Consider the following 18,790-nt stretch of genomic DNA (forward strand, 5'->3'; position numbering starts at 1 on the left):
TTATTCTCCGGTTTTTTCCGGTACCTCCAAAGTAATACGCCCTAATTTGCCGCTTCTGAAATCATCCAGCAAAAGCAAAGCAGCTTTTCCTGTATCCAGCTCATTTCCCTTTAAAAGGCAGCCTCTTACCTTTGCAATGTGGGAAAGCACATAAAAAGAGCCTGCAGTCCTGTCAGAAAAATCAGGCGTTTCATCTATTTGATACCTCTCCTTTAATCTGTTTAAGTATCTGTCATATAAAAAGCTGATTAACTCTAAAGCCAGTTCCTCTTTATTTAAAATTTCATCATTAATAGAGCCAATAAAAGCCAGCTTTAAGCCTACCTGCTGATCCTCAAATTTAGGCCACAAAATTCCAGGCGTATCTAAAAGCTCCAGGGTTTTATTCAGGCGTATCCACTGGTTGCCCTTTGTAACCCCAGGCTTATTCCCTGTTTTGGCGCAGGCCTTTCCTGCAAAGGAGTTAATGAAGGTAGATTTTCCTACATTGGGGATGCCCACTACCATAGCCCTTACAGGGCGGTTTAAAATGCCTCTTCTTCTGTCCCTTTGAATTTTTTCCTGACATGCCTCCTGAACAATCCCGTTAATCTGTTTTAAGCCTGCTCCTGACCTGGAATTTATTTTTACCACATAAAAGCCTTTGGACTTAAAATAATCTGTCCACATATCATTGCAGGACTGGTCCGCCATATCTGATTTATTTAAAAGAATGATTCGGCCTTTTCCCCTGGCCAAATAATCAATATCTGGATTGCGGCTGCTAAGAGGCGCTCTGGCGTCCACCAGCTCTACAATCAGATCAATTAATTTGATGCTTTCTTCCATGGCCCGTTTTGCTTTTGTCATATGGCCTGGATACCATTGTATATTCATAAGATCTCCTAATTTATTATGAACCGATTAAGCTGAAATCTGTAACCGGAAGTATTCTGATCCACACTTTTCCTAATATCTGCTCTTTTTTTACATTTCCAATGTTAATAAACCTGCTGTCCTCGCTGCTGTCTCTATTATCTCCCAGCAAAAAATATTCATCCTCCAACAGCTTTACAGGATTTTCTGCCAGACCTGCTAAAGATACACTTTCCAGTCCGTTTTCTGCCTCTAAGGGCTTTCCGTCAATATAAATAATACCTTCTATAATCTGCACTGTTTCTCCTGGAAGGCCGATCACCCGCTTTACGTTTTCCCTGCTGTCCTCTCTCTGAAAAACCACAATGTCAAATCTGTCAGGACTGCCAAAATCATAGGCTAAACGGTTCATAAGGACTACATCATTGCTTTCTAAAACAGGAGACATGGAATGGCCTGCAATTTTAATTTCAGTGCCAAAGGTGTATACAGTAAACCAGGCAAAGGCAATAACTAAAATGATATCTACAATCCAGTTGACAGCCCTTCGCAGCAGATTGGTTTCCTCATACTGATAAAAATCCAAACTTTCACCTCAGCTTTCTAAAGGGCAAAAAAGGGACAATTTGCATTGTCCCCTTTTAGTTATTATTTTACTAACTCTTTTACCTTAGCTGCTTTACCAACTCTGTCGCGTAAGTAGTACAGTTTTGCTCTTCTTACTTTACCTCTTCTTACAACTTCAATGTTGTCAACGGAAGGAGAATGTAATGGCCATGTTTTCTCAACGCCAATACCATTGGAATTTTTTCTTACTGTGAAAGTCTCTCTGGCTCCGCCGTTCTGTCTTTTAATAACAGTTCCCTCGAAAATCTGAATTCTTTCACGTGTTCCCTCTTTGATCTTGTTGTATACCTTTACAGTATCACCAACGTGGAACTCTGGTACGCTTGCCTTTAACTGTGCAGCTTCAATGTTTTTAATAATATCGTTCATAAGAACCTCCTGGAATTATTCAATGTTCTTAATGCCTTTTTGGCAACAGAGGACCATCTCTTATTTTTCACACCTGGTCAGTTTATCACAATTTATATGGGAATGCAAGTCCTTTTCCAGCTGTGTTAAAAAAACTTTTTCTTTTTTATCTAAATTTGCCTGACAAAGCAGGTCGGGCCGCTTTTTTAAGGTCCGTTTAATGGATTCCTGCCTGCGCCACTGGTAAATATTCTGATGATGGCCGGATAAAAGTATTTCAGGCACTTTTTTTCCCCGCCACTCTTCCGGTCTGGTATACTGAGGGTATTCTAATAAATTATCGTGAAATGATTCCTCCTCAGCTGATACATTATTATTCAGCACGCCGGGAACCAGCCTGGAAATGCAGTCGATCATTACCATGGCAGGCAGTTCTCCCCCTGTCAGCACGTAATCTCCCACAGACAATTCGTCTGTCACAATTTCCTCTAAAACTCTTTCATCTATTCCTTCGTAATGGCCGCAGAGAAATACAAGGTCCTCCTCCTTTGCCAGCTCTTCTGCAATTTTCTGATTAAAAACCTTTCCCTGGGGAGTCATAAACAGCACCCTGGGCTTTTTTCCCAGCTTTTCACAGATTGCCTCATAACAGCAGTATACCGGCTCCGCCTGCATCACCATGCCGGCTCCGCCTCCATAAGGGGCGTCGTCTACATGGCCGTGCTTTTCTTTTGTGTAATCCCTTATATTAACTGCTTCCACAGAAATCAGGCCTTTATTTACCGCCCTGCCTATAATACTGGTGTTTAAACCGTCTAAAACCATTTCAGGAAACAACGTCATAATATGATAATTCATAATTCCTCCTGGCTTTACAAATCTAAAAGACCTTCTAAAAGATGAACATGCATTTGACCTGCCTCCAAATCCACCTGAAGGATGCACTGCTTAATGGCCGGAATTAAAACCTCTTTTCCGTTTTCCATTTCCACTACATATACGTCGTTGGCCCCTGTAAACAGCACATCCTTCAGCTTTCCTAAAACTTGACCGTCTTCAGTGATCGCTGTCAGGCCTATCAGATCTGCAACAAAGTTTTCATCCTTTTCTAAAGGCACTGCCTGATCTCTTGTAATTAAAAGATCCTTCTGCCTGTAAATTTCTACATCATTCATATTGTCAAAGCCTTTGAATTTCAGGATCACCATATTTTTAAAGAACTTAACCTGAGAAATTTCCATTTCCTTTAATTCTTTTCCTGTATCCAGAAGCACTGTTTTCAGCTTTTTAAAACGGTTGGGGTCGTCTGTGGTGGGAAACACCTTTACTTCTCCTTTTACCCCGTGCGGAGATGTAATTACTCCAACTCTCAGTAAATTTTCCATATCTTATGCCTTTCTTCTAAAACAATCAGAAAGGGAGCGTTGCAAAAAATGCAATACTCCCTTTAGTTTTACTGAATGTCTACAATGACCTTCTTTTCTTCCTTTGAAGCAGCTGCTTTTACAACAGAGCGGATTGCTTTTGCAATTCTGCCCTGTTTTCCGATTACTTTACCCATATCAGACGGAGCAACCTTTAATTCAATAACGGTTGCATCCTCCTTTTCTGTCTCTGTAACGACAACTTCATCAGGATTGTCAACTAATGCTTTGGCGATAACTTCAACTAATTCTTTCATCCCAACTCACCTCTCGCTTACTGGATGCCGGCGATCTTCAAAAGCTTTCCTACTGTTTCAGTTGGCTGAGCACCTGTTGCTAACCATTTTTTAGCTGCCTCTTCGTCAAACTTGATTACGCTTGGGTCTACAGTTGGGTCATAATATCCAACTTCCTCGATGAATCTGCCATCTCTTGGGCTTCTGGAATCTGCTACTACGATTCTATAGAAAGGAGCCTTTTTCTGTCCCATTCTTCTTAATCTCATTTTTACTGCCATGTAATTCACCTCCTTATAAATATGCTGACTATTTATAACAAACACAGGTATCCTGAGTTGTTTGCTGATTTAAAAGGGTATTTTGAACTTGCCGCCCATAAGGCCGCCAAGACCTCCAAAACCGCCTTTTTTCTTTCTGCCCATCATACCAGGCAGCTGTTTCATCATCTTTTTCATCTGATCAAACTGTTTCACAATACGGTTTACTTCGCTGATCTCTACTCCTGCTCCTTTGGCAATTCTCTGCTTTCTGGATAAATTCAGAATAGAGGGATTGGCCCTTTCTTTTAAAGTCATGGAAAGAATAATTGCCTCCACCCTGTCCATAGCTTTCTCGTCAATATCCACGTCTTTTAGCTGGCCCATACCAGGCATCATGCCCAGAATACTGCTCATGCCGCCCATTTTTTTCACCTGGCGCATCTGATCTAAGAAGTCGTTAAAATCAAACTCAGCTTTTTTCAGTTTTTGGCTTAACTCCTTCGCCTTTTCCTCATCTACTTCCAGCTCGGCCTTTTCAATGAGAGATAAAATATCGCCCATTCCCAAAATACGTGAAGCCATACGGTCAGGATAAAACTGCTCTAAATCTGACAGTTTTTCTCCCATTCCAATATACAGTATAGGCTTTCCTGTTACATCCCGGATAGAAAGGGCGGCTCCGCCTCTTGTATCTCCATCCAGCTTTGTAAGGATTACGCCGTCAATACCAATTTTTTCATTAAACATGCTGGCTACATTTACTGCGTCCTGTCCTGTCATGGCGTCCACCACCAGAATTGTCTGGTGAACCTCCACAGCGTCCTTAATGGCAACCAGTTCGTCCATCATCTCTTCATCTACGTGAAGACGTCCGGCTGTATCCAGGATTAAAACATTATAGCCTTCCTTTTTGGCATGTTCCACAGCAGCCTTGGCAATGTTTACAGGACTGTGATTTTCTCCCATGGAAAACACGGGAACTTCCTGCTTTTCACCGTTGATCTGAAGCTGCTTCACAGCTGCCGGACGATATACGTCGCAGGCGGCCAAAAGAGGCTTTCTGCCTTTTGCCTTCAGCTTTCCGGCAATCTTGGCTGTGGTAGTAGTTTTACCGGCGCCCTGAAGACCGGCCATCATAATAACAGTAATTTCATTAGAAGGCTTCAGCCCAATCTCTGTGGTGTCTGATCCCATAAGGGAGATCAGCTCTTCATTTACAATTTTTATAACCATCTGGCCTGGGGTCAGGCTATTTAACACATCCTGGCCTACAGCCCGCTCCTGTACGGAGTTAATGAACTTTTTTACAACCTTAAAGCTGACGTCCGCCTCTAAAAGAGCCATCTTTACTTCTTTCATGGCGACTTTTACGTCCGCCTCAGAAAGCCTGCCCTTTCCTCTAAGGTTTTTAAATATGTTCTGCAGCTTATCGGATAAGCTTTCAAAAGCCATCAAAGGACCTCCTATAATTCAATAATGTGGCCTGTCAAACTGTCTATATGCTTTAGCAATTCTCTGTCTTCTGTTCTTTGATACTCCTGAGTCAGCTTTCTGATCTCCTCCACCATGGCCTTAGTCTGCTGAAACTTTTCAACCAGATGAAGCTTTTCCTCATAGCCTTCCAGAAGCTTATCGCAGCGCTTTACTAAATCATGCACGCCTTGACGGCTGATTCCCTGCTCCGCCGCTATTTCGCTGAGGGACAGGTCGTTAAACACCACGTCTTCATATATTTTTTTCTGATGCTCAGTCAGCAGTTCTCCATAAAAATCATAAAGCTGACCTTGTCTGACTATTTTTTCCATTCCTGTCACCTGTGCCAGTATACAACAAAGCCTTCCTGCTGTCAAGTATTTTTTCTTGACAATGTTTTTTTCAAGTTTTATAATAGGCTGGTAAAACATTCACCCTGAGTATCTGAGAGAAAAGCTGTAAGACGCTGATTGCAACCGATTCAGGCAGGCAGTACGGCGCATGTCTTTCATTTGGCGAAAAGGATTGCACAAACAGCGACATACCCGCAGGGGATGTCAGCAGGAGGTATGAAAATTGAATAAGAAGAAAAGCAAGGAACTTGATGTGCGCCTTATGGCTCAGCTGGCGTTGTTAACGTCTATTATGCTGGTGATGGCATTTACGCCTTTGGGATATATTCCTCTTCCCTTTATGAACGCCACTACTATGCATATTCCCGTCATTGTGGGAGCTTGTATTTTGGGACCTAAGGCAGGAGGTATTTTAGGAGGTATTTTTGGAGTTACAAGTGTAATAAAGGCGACGATACAGCCTAATATTACCTCTTTTGTATTTACCCCTTTTTACAGCCTGAACCCTCAGTTTCACGGCAGCTTTTCCAGCTTCATTGTGGCCATTCTGCCCAGAATTTTAATCGGCGTTGCAGCCGGCTGGATATTTGCCTGCTTAAAAAAGCGCTTTAAAAATGAATCCCTGGCTTTAATAATCAGCGGCTTTGCAGGCTCCATGGTAAATACTGTGGGAGTTATGACTTTAATCTTTTTGTTTTTTGGCGATCAGTACGCTGCTGCAGGAGGCGTGGAAGCTTCCATGCTTTTAGGCGTTATTTTAGGAGTCATCGGAATGAACGGAATTCCCGAAGCTTTGATTGCAGCCATTATTACCCAGGCGGCGGGAAAGGCCTTGCTGGCAGTTTTTAAGAAATCAGGAATAAAAGTTACCTACGCATAAACTGCAACATATATAAAAGAGGAAAATGAAAATGAATGGAACAAAAGAAATACCTATTACTGAGATAGAAGGATTTCGTTTAGGTCATGCCTGGGATCAGGAAGCGGCTACAGGCTGCTCAGTAATTCTCTGCGACCACTGCTCTCCTGCCGGCGCAGCTGTCAGGGGAGGAGGACCTGCCTCCAGGGAAACTCCTTTGCTGGACCCATTGGCAGCCTCTTTAGGGCTTCACGCCATTCTGCTTTCCGGAGGCTCTGCCTTTGGCTTAGATGCTGCAGGAGGCGTAATGAAATATTTAGAGGAGCGGGATATTGGTTTTGACGTGGGGGTGACAAAGGTTCCTTTGGTGTGCCAGTCCTGTGTGTTTGACCTGGTAATCGGAAGGAAGGATGTAAGGCCGGACAGTGAAATGGCCTATAAGGCATGTTTAGATGCAGACAGCTGTAAGGACTCCGCTCTCCTCCAAGGTAATGTGGGAGTGGGCATGGGCTGTACTGTGGGAAAATATAAAGGACCGGAATATGCAATGAAAGGCGGTCTGGGAACCTTTGCCCTTCAGGCGGGAAATGTAAAAGTAGGCGCTATCGTGGCTGTAAACGCTATGGGGGACATTTATAATATAGAAACAGGCCGGCAGATAGCCGGCCTTCTGAACAAAGAGAAAAACGGGTTCAGATGTACAGAGGAAGAAATGGTAAAGGACGCGGCGGCCATTCCCGATTTATTTACAGGAAATACTACTATTGGAGTGATTCTTACAAACGGAGCTTTCACAAAGGCACAGGCAAATAAAATAGCCGCTATGGCTCATAACGGCTATGCCAGATCTATCCGTCCAGTACACACTACTGCAGACGGAGATACTATTTACGCCCTTTCTCTTGGAAAAGAAAAAGCTGATTTAAATGTAGTCGGAACTTTAGCTGCCTATGTAATGGGTATGGCAGTAAACCGGGGAGTTTTAGCAGCCCAGTCTGCACACGGATATTTAGGGGCGAAAGATTTACTTTAAAAATACGTAATTCCACATATCAGAGCGCTCTTCTGAGAAACAGTAGCCGCCTTCTGAAAATTTTTTCAGATCTTCCGGGTTCCCGGCGTTTTCCCGGGCCATAAAGCTGACCATAAAGCCTCTGGCCATTTTGGCTTCTGTGGCTTTTACCTTCACTTTGCCCCCCTGCAGGGTTCCAAAAACGCAGGTGAGAATCGGAGTATCCTGATCTGCAAAGGGCTGTACGGCTTTGCTGTACTCTTTGGAGGCCAGATTAACTATAACCTCCTTTTTATCCCCTATTAGTTCTCTGTAAATACTGTCTCCCCAGTATTCATACAAATCCTTTGCATTTTTAGTTTTCAGCTTGGCCTGCATCTCCAATCTGTAGGGCACTACCCCGTCGTCAGCCTTCAAAAGACCATAAAAACCGCTGATAATGTAAAGGTGCTGCTTCACATACTCCCACTGGTCAGTAGTAAAAATATTAGGGGCCATAGACTGATACTGAATCCCTACATATGCCAGCACTGCAGGCGTTAAATTTTCAGTAAGCTTCATATTCTGATAACGGTAGTAATTTAATTCAGTAATTTTATCATTGGCCTGAAATAAATCTTTTAGCTGGTCTTTATTCAAGGAGGCCAGGCATTCTTTTAACTCTTCTGTCCGTTCTAAAAAAGCAGGTGTTCCGGTTCCATCCAGGATATCGGAATTTACCTGCATTTTTTTAGCCGGAGAAATAATAATCTTCATAGTATTCTCCTAAATAAAATCAATGAGATTTAATGTTTATATATTCTGTTCTGATTTTAGAATATATAAATTTCTGGCTGCTGTAAAGTCCGTAATAGCCGGACAAGGTAAAGCTGACCGCCACAATAACAGCAAAATATGGCATGGCTTCATAGCCAAACATTTCAAAGGCCAGCAAAACTGTGGCAATGGGACAATTTGTAACTCCCACAAATAAAGCGGCCATACTGCAGGCAGCACAGAGAGCAGGGTCTATGCCGAAAATCTGTCCCATGGCGGCGCCGAAGGTGGCTCCCACGCACAAGGTAGGCACAATCTCCCCGCCTTTAAATCCGGCCCCCAGGACAATTCCTGTAAAAATCATTTTTAATAAAAAGGCGCCTGGACTGACCCACTCTCCCTCCATACACCTTTCTACCAGCAAAATACCGCTTCCATTGTAATCTCTGCTCCCGGCCATTAAGGTTAAAAGAATGAGAAATCCGCCGGCTGCAGCGATTCTTATGTAAGGATTGGGAAAATATTTTTTGTATATTCTCCCGGACTGATGGAGAACAACGCAAAATACAATACTGACTACAGCGCACAAAATTCCTAAAATCACAGTAAGCACTGCCATTTTAGGCGTAAATGCCGGTACAGATTCTAAGAGAAACCGCTCTGGCTTTAAATTGCACAGTTTGGAAATTCCGGCCCCAATAAAGGCTGCAAATAAACAGGGAACTAAGGCTGCGTAATACAAAATGCCTATGCTGATTACCTCCAGAGCAAATACTCCTGCAGCCATGGGAGTTCCGAATAACGCGGCGAAACATGCGCTCATCCCGCACATTACGGCTATTTTCTTATCCTTTTCATCTAAATCCATAAGCCGTCCGATTTGGTTTCCCAGACAGCCTCCCAGCTGAAGAGCCGCTCCCTCCCGGCCTGCCGACCCTGCTACAAGGTGGGTCAGCAAAGTGCTGATGAAAATTAAAGGTCCTGTAGCAGGAGTTACCTCCCTGTTAGAGGAAATCGACTCCAGCACCATATTGGTGCCGCCGTTTTTTTCTTCGTGGAACACCTGGTACAGCCAGACAATGAAAACCCCTGACACAGGGGCCAGGTATAAGGTCCAGGAGTGGTTCATCCAAAAATCTGTGGCCCAGATCACCCCGTGACCAAACACCATGCCTACGGCCCCTACCAGCATACCAATGAAACATGAAATACAGCTCCATTTAAAAAAGTAATACAGGTTGTCTCCCCATGGAGGTTTTGAATCCATACGGTACATTTTTTCTTTTTCCCCTTATTAGTCGCTGTAGGTGCCTTTAGATTTTACCAGTTTAGGACGGTATCCTGCGGCGTTTAAAGCTCCTACAATCTTATTTTTGTGGTCCGTGCCGTAGGCCTCAATAGTAATTCTAAGCTCCACTGCAGCATTTCTGTTGATGCTGATAAACTGGTTGTGCTCCAGCTTAATAACATTGGCCTGCTCCTCTGCCAGTAAAGTAGAAACCTTAGCTAATTCGCCTGGCTTGTCAGGAAGCAGCACAGAAACAGTAAATACACGGTCTCTTTGAATCAATCCGTGCTGTACAATAGAGGCCATAGTAATTACGTCCATATTTCCGCCGCTTAAAATAGATACAATTTTCTTTTTCTGAACATTTAAATGCTTTAACGCAGCTACTGTAAGAAGACCTGCATTTTCTACAATCATCTTGTGGTTTTCCACCATATCTAAAAACGCTACAATCAGCTCTGTATCTTCAATGGTAATAAAATCATCTACATTTTCCTGAATATAGGGGAATAAATGTTCGCCGGGACGTTTTACGGCAGTGCCGTCTGCAATTGTGTTAATCTCCGGAAGTTCTACTACCTGCCCCTGTTTTGCAGATTCCTTCATACATGCGGCTCCTGCAGGCTCCACGCCGATTACCTTGATTTTAGGATTCAGCAGTTTTGCCAAAGTGGAAACTCCAGAGCACAGTCCGCCTCCGCCAATGGGAACTAAAATATAGTCTACAGTAGGAAGCTCTTTAATAATTTCCATGGAAATGGTTCCCTGGCCTGTTGCTACTGTTAAATCGTCAAAAGGATGGATAAAGGTGGCTCCCCTTTCCTCCTCCAGAGCCATTGCGTAATTTAATGCTTCGTCAAATACGTCGCCGTGAAGAATTACTTCTGCCCCGTAGCTTTTTGTTCTGTTTACCTTCATTAAAGGCGTTGTAGTAGGCATAACAATCGTAGCCTTAGCTCCTGCCAGCTTTGCCGCGTAAGCAACTCCCTGGGCATGGTTTCCCGCTGAGGCGGCGATCAGCCCTCTCTCCCTTTCTTCAGGAGTCAGGGTGCTGATTTTGTAGTAAGCGCCTCTAACCTTATATGCGCCTGTGTACTGCATATTTTCAGGCTTAAAATATACTCTGTTTCCCGTCTGCTCAGAGAAATACTCGCTGTACACCAGCTTTGTCTCTGAAGTTACTTTTCTAACTATTTCTGAGGCCTCCTCAAATGCCTCCAGTGTCATTGGTTCTGCCATAATCCTAATCCTCTTTTCTTTCTTTTATGTTAAACAGTGCATTTACAAATTCATCTGCATTGAATTTCTGTAAATCGTCAATTTTTTCGCCGATACCTACATATTTTACAGGAATTCCCAGTTCAGACTGAATGGCCACTGCGATTCCTCCCTTAGCGGTGCCGTCCAGCTTTGTAAGAATAATACCTGTAATATCTGCTACGTCCATAAATTGTCTGGCCTGGGCCAAGGCGTTCTGACCTGTGGTGCCGTCCAGCACGACTAATGTTTCTCTGTACGCATCCGGGTATTCTCTCTCAATAATTCTGTTTATTTTTTTCAGCTCTTCCATAAGATTCTTTTTATTGTGAAGTCTGCCTGCAGTATCGCAGATCAGCACATCTGTATTTCTGGACTTTGCTGCCGACACTGCATCGTAAATTACTGCAGCAGGATCTGAGCCTTCCTGCTGGGAAATAATTTCAACTCCTGCTCTTAAAGCCCACTCTGTCAGCTGCTCAATAGCCGCGGCCCGAAAGGTGTCCGCCGCTGCCAAAAGCACCTTTTTTCCGCTGTCCTTTAATTGACCGGCCAGTTTTCCCACAGAGGTGGTTTTTCCTACGCCGTTAACGCCTATTACTAAAACTACTGATTTTCTGTTTTCAAAATCATAGGCATTTTCCCCTAAATTCATTTGATTCTTAATACTTTCAATTAAGATTTCTTTACATTGGGCAGGTTCTTTAATATGCTTTTCTTTTACAGTCTGCCTTAAATTTTCCACAATGGACATGGTTGTCTGGATTCCCAGATCCCCCATAATTAAGGTTTCCTCTATTTCCTCATAGAAATCGTCGTCAATTGCAGAAAATCCGCTGAAAATAGAATCAATGCCAGATACAATATTATTTCTGGTTTTTGTCAGCCCTTGTACCAGACGGCTGAAAAACCCCTTTTTTTGTTCTTCCATAAGTTAGTCTCCTTATTTGTCTAAGTCGTCTTCTATCAGATTCACAGATACTAAAGTGGACACGCCCTTTTCCTGCATAGTGATTCCATACAGGCGGTCAGAGGCCACCATAGTTCCTCTTCTGTGTGTGATTACAATGAACTGTGTGTTTTTTGTCAGCTTGTGAAGATATTTTGCAAAGCGGTCTACATTAGAATCATCTAAAGCCGCTTCAATTTCATCTAAAAGGCAGAAGGGGGACGGTTTTAGGTTCTGAATAGCAAACAGCAGGGCGATGGCTGTCAACGCCTTTTCTCCGCCTGACAGCTGCAGCATATTTTGCAGCTTTTTGCCGGGAGGCTGGGCGATAATCTGAATTCCCGCCTCTAAAATGTCTGCTTCCTCCATCAGCTCTAATGCTCCGTGGCCGCCTCCGAACATTTCCCGGAATACCTTGTCAAATTCAGCTTTAATTTCCTGGAACTTCTCTGAAAACTGACGGCGCATACCTTCGTCCAGCTCACTGATAATCTTTTTTAAGGTTTCCTCTGCTGTAATAAGGTCCTCATGCTGAGTTTTCATAAACTGATACCGCTCTGAAATTTCTTTGTAATCCTCAATGGCGTTTACGTTTACATTCCCCAAACGTCGTATACTTCCCTTTAAGCTGTCAGTCATTTTTTTCATGTCAGAAAGATTTGAAAGCTCCTGATCTTCCAGCTCTTTTGCAGTGGTGTAAGTCAGTTCATACTCTTCCCACATATAATTTGTCAGAGTTTCCGTTTTTTCCTCCAAACGCTCTTTTTGGCTGTCTAAACGAAATACGTCCTTGTCCAGTCTGGACACTCTGTGGGACAATTCTTCCTGTTTTTCAAAAAATCCCTTTCGCTTCTGATTCTGTTCTTCTCTAAGGGCGGTTTTTTCCTGGATTTCCTGGCCAAGGGAAACCATTTCTTCTTTTGTGTGAAGAATTAAGGCTTTAATGTTGGAAATCTCCTGCTCCTTTGCTTCTACAGCCTGGGCGTTTAAGCCAGTGTCCGCTGAAAGTCCTGTTTTTTCCTCGTCCAGCCGCACCATTTCCTCTCTGATTCGCCTGATATTTTCCAGGGCGAACTGATGCTTTTGATGAAGATTGGCAGTGTCCATCTGGATTTCTCCAAGGATTCGGGCTTTTTCTTCTCTGTCAGCTCTGGCATTTAAAAGCTGTTTTTCCAGCCCTCCCATGTTTTCTGTAATTCTCCGGTTGTCCTCCTCCAGCTTTAATACTTCTTTACTTAACTTTTGCTGACTTTCCTCAATGTCCCGCAGCTGCCCTTCCAGCTCCTCATTTTCCTTCACCATGTCGTAGGAGGTTTCAGCGATTTCAGCCTTTTTCTCCTCCATTTTTCTAATATTCATCTGAACTGTATTTTGGTTTAAATAGCAGCTTTGTTTTTTGCCTCTGATCTGTTCCAGAAGGTCTTTTTCTTCTTCTAATAGCCCTTCCTTTAAAAGCTGCTCTTTCTGTATTTGATCTGCCTGAATTAATGATTTCCTGCAGGCCTCCTCCAGCTCCTCAATTTCCCGGCGCCGTCCTAACAGGTTGCTGGAGTTTTTAAAAGCTCCTCCTGTCATGGAGCCGCCTGGACTTAAAAGCTCTCCGTCCAATGTGACAATGCGGAGAGAATGCTGAAATTTTCTCGCCAAAGTAATTGCGCAGTCAATAGTTTCAGCTACCACCACCCGTCCTAACAGGTAGTCCGCCAAGTCCTTGTATTTGCTGTCCACTTGTACCAGCGAATTGGCGTATCCAATAATTCCCGGCTCTTTTAAAACATTTTCCTGAGGCTGCCGCCTTTTTCCTGCCATAGCAGTAAGGGGAAGGAAGGTGGCTCTTCCGTATTTGTTTTTCTTCAGATATTCAATCAGCTGCTTGGCAGTTTGTTCAGAATCTGTAACTATATTTTGAATACTTCCTCCCAAAGCAGTTTCAATTGCAGTTTCATATTGCTTTTCAGTAGTAATAATATCTGCCACAACTCCGTGGATGCCTTTTATTCTGTCCCTGGCCTCCATAACCCGGCGTATGCTGCCGCCGTAGCCTTCATACCGCTCCGCCAGATTTTTTAAAGATTCCAGCTTAGTATGGCTTGTGTGGTAGGACTGCTGCACGTCGTTTAACCGTCTGTTTAAAGCCTTGCCTTCTGCTTCCAGCTCTTCCAACCTGGCTTCTGACTTTGCCTGCTTATTTTCCAGGTCTGTCAGCTCTGCTTCCAGCTGCTCTAAAATCTTTTTCTGTTCCTCCAGCTGCTCGTCCTGAACAGATTCTTCACTTTTATATTTTAACAGTTTTTGGCAGACCTCTGAACGGCGGACCTGCACCTGCTCTAACATAGTCATATAGCGCTGCTGTTTTCCTGACAGGCCTGCCTTTTCATTAAGAAGAGAAATTATCTGATTTTTGTCAGCCTCTATACTGCCGTCTAATTCTTCAATTAATTTTTGCGCTGCTTCTAAATCAGCTTCTGCCAGGGACTGCTTTTCTAAGGCAGCCTTTGCCTCCTCAGAAATCTGTTCCCTCTCTTTATCGTAACTTTCTCTCTGCTTTTGCTTTTCCTCAATCTCCCCGTCAATGGAAGCGATTCTGGAATGAATGTGTTCTGCATTCATTTTTTCTGTATTAATCTGCTCTAAAAGCACATTAATCTGGCCTTCCAGATTGCCTTTTAACACATCGGCCTGAGATAATTTTTCCCTTTTGCCAGTAATTTCTGAATCCAGGGCCGCAACGGCCAAATCTATTTCCTCGTACTCTGCCCTTTGAATTTCTTGTTGCTTTTTTGTCTCCTCTAAATCCTGAAGCACAATTTTTTGGTTAGCCGTATTTTCTTCCAGCTGTTTTTTCAGCTGGCCGGTTTCCACAAGAAACACATTGGCATCATATTTTTTTAATTGATCTCTCAGGCGAAGGTATTCTTTGGCTGTCTCGGACTGCTTCTCCAAAGGTCCTACCTGCTTTTCCAGCTCTGACAATATATCCTTTACGCGAAGCAGGTTTTGTTTTTCGTCCTCCAGCTTTTTCTGAGCAATATTTTTTCTCCGTTTAAACTTAACGATCCCCGCCGCCTCGTCAAACAGCTCCCGCCGCTCTTCCGGCTTTCCGCTTAGAATTTTGTCAATCTGTCCCTGACCGATAATAGAATAACCTTCTTTTCCAATACCTGTATCATAAAACAGTTCGTTAATATCTTTTAAACGGCAGACTGCTCCGTTCATCCTGTATTCGCTTTCACCGGACCGGTATAAGCGTCTTGTAATAGTGACCTGGTCATATTCTACAGCCAGCTGGTGATCAGAGTTATCTAAGGTAATAGCCACAGACGCATAGCCCTGAGGCTTTCTGGACTCTGTTCCCGCAAAAATCACATCCTGCATGGCAGCCCCTCTCAGCTGCTTAATCCGCTGCTCTCCCAACACCCACCTGACAGCATCCGCCACATTGCTTTTTCCGCTGCCGTTAGGTCCTACGATTCCTGTAATTCCATTGTGAAACTCAAAGAGTATTTTGTTGGCAAATGATTTAAAGCCGTGAATTTCAATACTTTTTAAATACATGCTACACCTGTGTTTCCTTTAATTTCAAAATACCGTGATAGGCGGCGGCGGCTTCCGCAGCTTTCTTTGTTCTTCCGCTTCCACATCCTATTTCCCTTTCGCCTACCTTGGCGCACACCTTAAATACCTTATTGTGATCAGGCCCCTCCTCGCTGAGAAGCTCATAAGAAAGCTGATCGCTTCCCATACTCTGCACCATTTCCTGCAGGATAGTCTTGCTATCGTAAAAGAGCTGTTTGTGTTCCATATCATTGAGAATAAAGCTGTGAATAAACTCTTTCGCATTAGCAAAACCACCATCCAGATAGATTGCCCCAATCAGCGCCTCCATAGCGTCTGACACAACAGAATTTCTTTCTCTGCCTCCGGTGGCCTCTTCTCCTTTACCTAGGAATAAATATTCTCCTAAATGAATTTCAGAAGCGCAGTAGGCTAACGCCGGCTCGCACACCATGCTGGCTCTTGTTTTCGTCAGCTCTCCCTCCGGCATTTTGCGGTGCTTGTGGAAAAGGAAGTCGCTGGACACCAGCTCCAAAACTGCGTCTCCTAAAAACTCCAGCCTTTCGTTGCACTCGCATTTGTCCCATCTTTTTTCATTGGCATAGGAGCTGTGGGTCATGGCGTGAGATAAAAGCTTTTGGTCTGTAAAATGATATCCTATTTTTTCTTCTAATTCTTTTAATTTCCTGATCATAAATGTCCCCTTTTTGCCGCTGCAAGCATTATATTTAATACAGCAAAAGAGGGTGCTGCCAACTGCGTCTGCATTCTTCCATGCAACACCCTCTTTACTCACTGACTTTTTGCATTTTTGATTTGTTCTGCCGCATCTCCTACAGAAACAATATGTTCTGCGGCCTCGTTAGGAATCTGGATGCCGAACTCTTCTTCTATTGCCATAATAATTTGGAAAATATCCAGAGAATCTGCACCTAAGTCATCTATAAATGTAGACGACATGGTTATTTCATCCGGTTGGATGTTTAACACCTGTGCAACAATTTCCTGTATTTTTTCAAATTCCATACTGCTTAATCCCTTTCCTGTTTTCCGTCTGCCAGGCTGGCCTGAATTTTTTCATTAATTGCCTGCTCTTTAAATGTAACACATTGAATAATGGAGTTGCAGACCTCCAAAGCCTTAGAATTGCCGTGAGTTTTTACCACCAGGCCCTTTAACCCTAAAAGAGGAGCTCCCCCGTACTGGCTGGCGTCAAAAGACTTTAACGTCTCCTTTAACGCCGGCTTTACTAACAAGGCGCCGATTTTGCTTCTCAGGCTTGTCATCATACCTGCTTTCACCTTGCCAAGCAAGGTAGCTCCCACGCCCTCGTACAGCTTTAAAATCACATTGCCTACAAATGCCTCGCACACAATAATGTCAGCTCCGCCGTGAGGAATCTCTCTGGCCTCTATACTGCCGATAAAATTAATGTCATTACACTCCTTTAAAAGAGGGAAGGTTTCCTTTACAAGAGAGTTGCCTTTTTCTTCTTCAGCCCCAATATTTACAATGGCCACTCTGGGATTCTTAATTCCCACTACATGTTCCATATAAATAGAGCCCATGCGGGCAAATTGCACCAGGTGGGAAGCTCTGGCGTCCACGTTGGCGCCGCAGTCAATTAAAAGGGAAACTCCCTTTTCCGTAGGAATTAAAGGAGCCAAAGGAGGCCTTTCCACCCCTTTTGTCCTGCCTACGATTACTTGTCCACCTACTAGGATTGCCCCTGAACTGCCGGCTGACACAAAGGCGTCGGCTTCTCCCTTTTTCACCAGGTTCATTCCCACTACAATGGAAGAATCCTTTTTTGTTCTGATTGCAGTCACAGGAGGCTCCTCTGTGGCAATCACCTGTGAAGCATGGCAGACGGAAATTTGTTCCTGCTGATAAGAGTGCTTTTTTAACTCCTCCTCAATCACATTTTCCTGGCCTACCAGACATACATAAATGTCCTTTCGCTTATTTACAGCGTCCACCGCTCCTTTTATCATCTCGCCAGGCGCATAATCTCCGCCCATAGCGTCTACTGCAATCTTGACCATTGTAAACTGTTCTCCTTCCAACCCCACTGTAATCTATTAAATAATATACTAAAAATTCATTTATAAATCAATCTTTTCTTCTATTTTCTGTAAATGATTTCCTCTCTTCCAGGGCCGTTGGATACCATGGTAATAGGAGTTTCCAGTTCTTTTTCAATAAACTCAATATATTTTCTGCAGTTTTCAGGAAGGTCATCATATTTTTTAATTCCCCGGATATCACATTTCCATCCAGGCAGCACCTGAAGCACTGGTTTTGCCTTTTCCAACTCTACAGTAGTTGGGAAATCTTTTGTAATCTGCCCGTTAATCTCATATCCTACACATACAGGGATTTGCTCTAAATATCCTAAAACGTCTAAAACAGTTAAGGCTACCTCTGTAGCTCCCTGGATTCTGCAGCCGTAGCGGCTGGCTACTGTATCAAACCATCCCATTCTTCTGGGACGTCCTGTAGTGGCTCCAAATTCTCCGTGGTCTCCGCCCCGTCTTCTCAGCTGGTCCGCCTCGTCCCCAAAAATTTCGCTGACAAAGGCTCCTGCTCCTACTGCGCTGGAGTAGGCTTTTACAACTGTAGTAATCTGCTTAATCTCATAAGGAGGAATTCCTGCGCCAATAGCCCCGTAAGCCGCTAAGGTGGAGGAAGATGTTACCATAGGATAAATTCCGTGGTCAGGGTCCTTTAAAGAGCCAAGCTGTCCCTCCAGCAAAATTTTCTTTCCTGACTGAATGGCCTCATACAGATATTTAGATACGTCGCACACATAAGGGGCCACCATCTCTTTGTACTCCATCATTGTGCTGTAAAGCTTTTCAGGGTCTAAAAGGGGCTTGTGATACAGATGCTCTAAAAGCACGTTTTTCATTTCGCAGATGCGGACTACCTTTTCCTTTAAAGATTCCTGGTCAAATAATTCGCTGACCTGAAAGCCGATTTTTGCATATTTATCTGAATAAAAGGGAGCGATGCCTGATTTTGTGGAGCCAAAGGATTTGCCTCCCAGACGTTCCTCCTCATATTCATCAAATAAAATGTGGTATGGCATTAAAATCTGGGCTCTGTCTGACACCAGAATTTTCGGTTCCGGAACTCCCTGATCTACTAATGATTTTATTTCCTTTATTAAATATGGAATATTAAGGGCAACACCGTTGCCTATAATACTTGTGGTGTGGTTGTAAAATACTCCTGAAGGCAGCAGGTGAAGTGCAAATCTTCCATAGTTGTTAATAATTGTATGTCCTGCGTTGCTTCCTCCCTGGAAACGAATAATAATATCTGACTCCTGAGCCAGCATATCTGTAATTTTACCTTTTCCTTCGTCTCCCCAGTTTGCTCCTACAATCGCTCTAACCATTTGACTTATTTCCTCCTTACAAGTATAAAATTATGTTTTTATAATAAATATGTAATTAAAAAGACGGCAGTACGATAGTCAGGTCAACTGCCTGTATTTATCATACTGCCAGAAATAGCATAAGTAAAATCA

General features: G+C 43.4%; 20 protein-coding genes. 2 read left to right on the plus strand and 18 right to left on the minus strand.

Going from position 1 to position 18,790, the window contains the following annotated elements; translation table 11 throughout:
* The 9 genes from ylqF to ylxM all read right to left on the minus strand — a co-directional run bounded on the left by ylqF (window position 1) and on the right by ylxM (window position 5,558).
* Entirely contained in the window at window positions 1-876 is an 876-nt protein-coding gene (gene ylqF, locus C1A07_RS00985) for a ribosome biogenesis GTPase YlqF (RefSeq protein WP_101875451.1), read from the minus strand.
* A 16-nt stretch (window positions 877-892) separates the two neighbouring features.
* Entirely contained in the window at window positions 893-1,441 is a 549-nt protein-coding gene (lepB, locus tag C1A07_RS00990; protein WP_101875452.1) for a signal peptidase I, read from the minus strand.
* A 62-nt stretch (window positions 1,442-1,503) separates the two neighbouring features.
* The gene (gene rplS / locus C1A07_RS00995) at window positions 1,504-1,851 is read right to left on the minus strand and encodes a 50S ribosomal protein L19 (protein ID WP_101875453.1); all 348 of its coding nucleotides are present in this window, start codon (window positions 1,849-1,851) and stop codon (window positions 1,504-1,506) included.
* Between the two features lie 60 nt (window positions 1,852-1,911).
* Window positions 1,912-2,688: a tRNA (guanosine(37)-N1)-methyltransferase TrmD gene (gene trmD, locus C1A07_RS01000; RefSeq protein ID WP_101875454.1), complete on the minus strand. Its 777-nt coding sequence runs from the start codon at window positions 2,686-2,688 to the stop codon at window positions 1,912-1,914.
* Between the two features lie 14 nt (window positions 2,689-2,702).
* A complete protein-coding gene (gene rimM / locus C1A07_RS01005; RefSeq protein WP_101875455.1) occupies window positions 2,703-3,215 on the minus strand; it encodes a ribosome maturation factor RimM in 513 nt (170 codons plus the stop codon).
* A gap of 68 nt (window positions 3,216-3,283) precedes the next feature.
* Window positions 3,284-3,511 carry a KH domain-containing protein gene (locus tag C1A07_RS01010; RefSeq protein ID WP_101875456.1) on the minus strand — a complete coding sequence of 76 codons (228 nt, stop codon included), beginning with the start codon at window positions 3,509-3,511 and terminating at the stop codon, window positions 3,284-3,286.
* A 17-nt stretch (window positions 3,512-3,528) separates the two neighbouring features.
* Window positions 3,529-3,771 carry a 30S ribosomal protein S16 gene (gene rpsP / locus C1A07_RS01015; RefSeq protein WP_101875457.1) on the minus strand — a complete coding sequence of 81 codons (243 nt, stop codon included), beginning with the start codon at window positions 3,769-3,771 and terminating at the stop codon, window positions 3,529-3,531.
* 69 nt (window positions 3,772-3,840) lie between these two features.
* The gene (gene ffh / locus C1A07_RS01020; protein ID WP_101875458.1) at window positions 3,841-5,205 is read right to left on the minus strand and encodes a signal recognition particle protein; all 1,365 of its coding nucleotides are present in this window, start codon (window positions 5,203-5,205) and stop codon (window positions 3,841-3,843) included.
* An 11-nt stretch (window positions 5,206-5,216) separates the two neighbouring features.
* The gene (ylxM, locus tag C1A07_RS01025) at window positions 5,217-5,558 is read right to left on the minus strand and encodes a YlxM family DNA-binding protein (RefSeq protein ID WP_101877987.1); all 342 of its coding nucleotides are present in this window, start codon (window positions 5,556-5,558) and stop codon (window positions 5,217-5,219) included.
* A 244-nt stretch (window positions 5,559-5,802) separates the two neighbouring features.
* Between ylxM and C1A07_RS01030 the strand changes: the two genes are divergently transcribed.
* On the plus strand, window positions 5,803-6,459 hold the full coding sequence (locus C1A07_RS01030; protein ID WP_330399381.1) for an ECF transporter S component: 657 nt from the start codon (window positions 5,803-5,805) through the stop codon (window positions 6,457-6,459).
* Window positions 6,460-6,490: 31 nt separating this feature from the next.
* Window positions 6,491-7,471, plus strand: coding sequence for a P1 family peptidase (locus C1A07_RS01035; RefSeq protein ID WP_101875459.1), 981 nt, complete (start codon window positions 6,491-6,493; stop codon window positions 7,469-7,471).
* On the opposite strand, the gene yaaA is transcribed toward C1A07_RS01035, so the two are convergent.
* From yaaA to C1A07_RS01080, 9 genes are all read right to left on the minus strand, one after another.
* Window positions 7,463-8,206: a peroxide stress protein YaaA gene (gene yaaA / locus C1A07_RS01040; protein ID WP_101875460.1), complete on the minus strand. Its 744-nt coding sequence runs from the start codon at window positions 8,204-8,206 to the stop codon at window positions 7,463-7,465. The two genes, C1A07_RS01035 and yaaA, sit on opposite strands and share 9 nt — an antisense overlap.
* A gap of 19 nt (window positions 8,207-8,225) precedes the next feature.
* A complete protein-coding gene (locus C1A07_RS01045; RefSeq protein WP_101875461.1) occupies window positions 8,226-9,482 on the minus strand; it encodes a chloride channel protein in 1,257 nt (418 codons plus the stop codon).
* 18 nt (window positions 9,483-9,500) lie between these two features.
* A complete protein-coding gene (ilvA, locus tag C1A07_RS01050; protein WP_101875462.1) occupies window positions 9,501-10,733 on the minus strand; it encodes a threonine ammonia-lyase in 1,233 nt (410 codons plus the stop codon).
* A gap of 4 nt (window positions 10,734-10,737) precedes the next feature.
* Complete coding sequence (gene ftsY / locus C1A07_RS01055; protein ID WP_101875463.1) at window positions 10,738-11,682, minus strand: signal recognition particle-docking protein FtsY; 945 nt, start codon at window positions 11,680-11,682, stop codon at window positions 10,738-10,740.
* A 12-nt stretch (window positions 11,683-11,694) separates the two neighbouring features.
* A complete protein-coding gene (gene smc, locus C1A07_RS01060; RefSeq protein WP_101875464.1) occupies window positions 11,695-15,255 on the minus strand; it encodes a chromosome segregation protein SMC in 3,561 nt (1,186 codons plus the stop codon).
* A gap of 1 nt (window position 15,256) precedes the next feature.
* Window positions 15,257-15,949, minus strand: a complete 693-nt coding sequence (gene rnc / locus C1A07_RS01065) for a ribonuclease III (RefSeq protein ID WP_101877989.1) — start codon at window positions 15,947-15,949, stop codon at window positions 15,257-15,259.
* A gap of 98 nt (window positions 15,950-16,047) precedes the next feature.
* Entirely contained in the window at window positions 16,048-16,281 is a 234-nt protein-coding gene (acpP, locus tag C1A07_RS01070; RefSeq protein WP_101875465.1) for an acyl carrier protein, read from the minus strand.
* 5 nt (window positions 16,282-16,286) lie between these two features.
* Window positions 16,287-17,300, minus strand: a complete 1,014-nt coding sequence (plsX, locus tag C1A07_RS01075; protein ID WP_101875466.1) for a phosphate acyltransferase PlsX — start codon at window positions 17,298-17,300, stop codon at window positions 16,287-16,289.
* Window positions 17,301-17,380: 80 nt separating this feature from the next.
* Window positions 17,381-18,658 (minus strand): adenylosuccinate synthase, encoded by a 1,278-nt coding sequence (locus tag C1A07_RS01080; RefSeq protein ID WP_101875467.1) that lies wholly within the window; start codon window positions 18,656-18,658, stop codon window positions 17,381-17,383.
* Window positions 18,659-18,790: the final 132 nt, after the last annotated feature.

This window comes from Lachnoclostridium edouardi, assembly GCF_900240245.1.
GTDB classification, from domain to species: Bacteria; Bacillota; Clostridia; order Lachnospirales; family Lachnospiraceae; genus Lachnoclostridium_A; species Lachnoclostridium_A edouardi.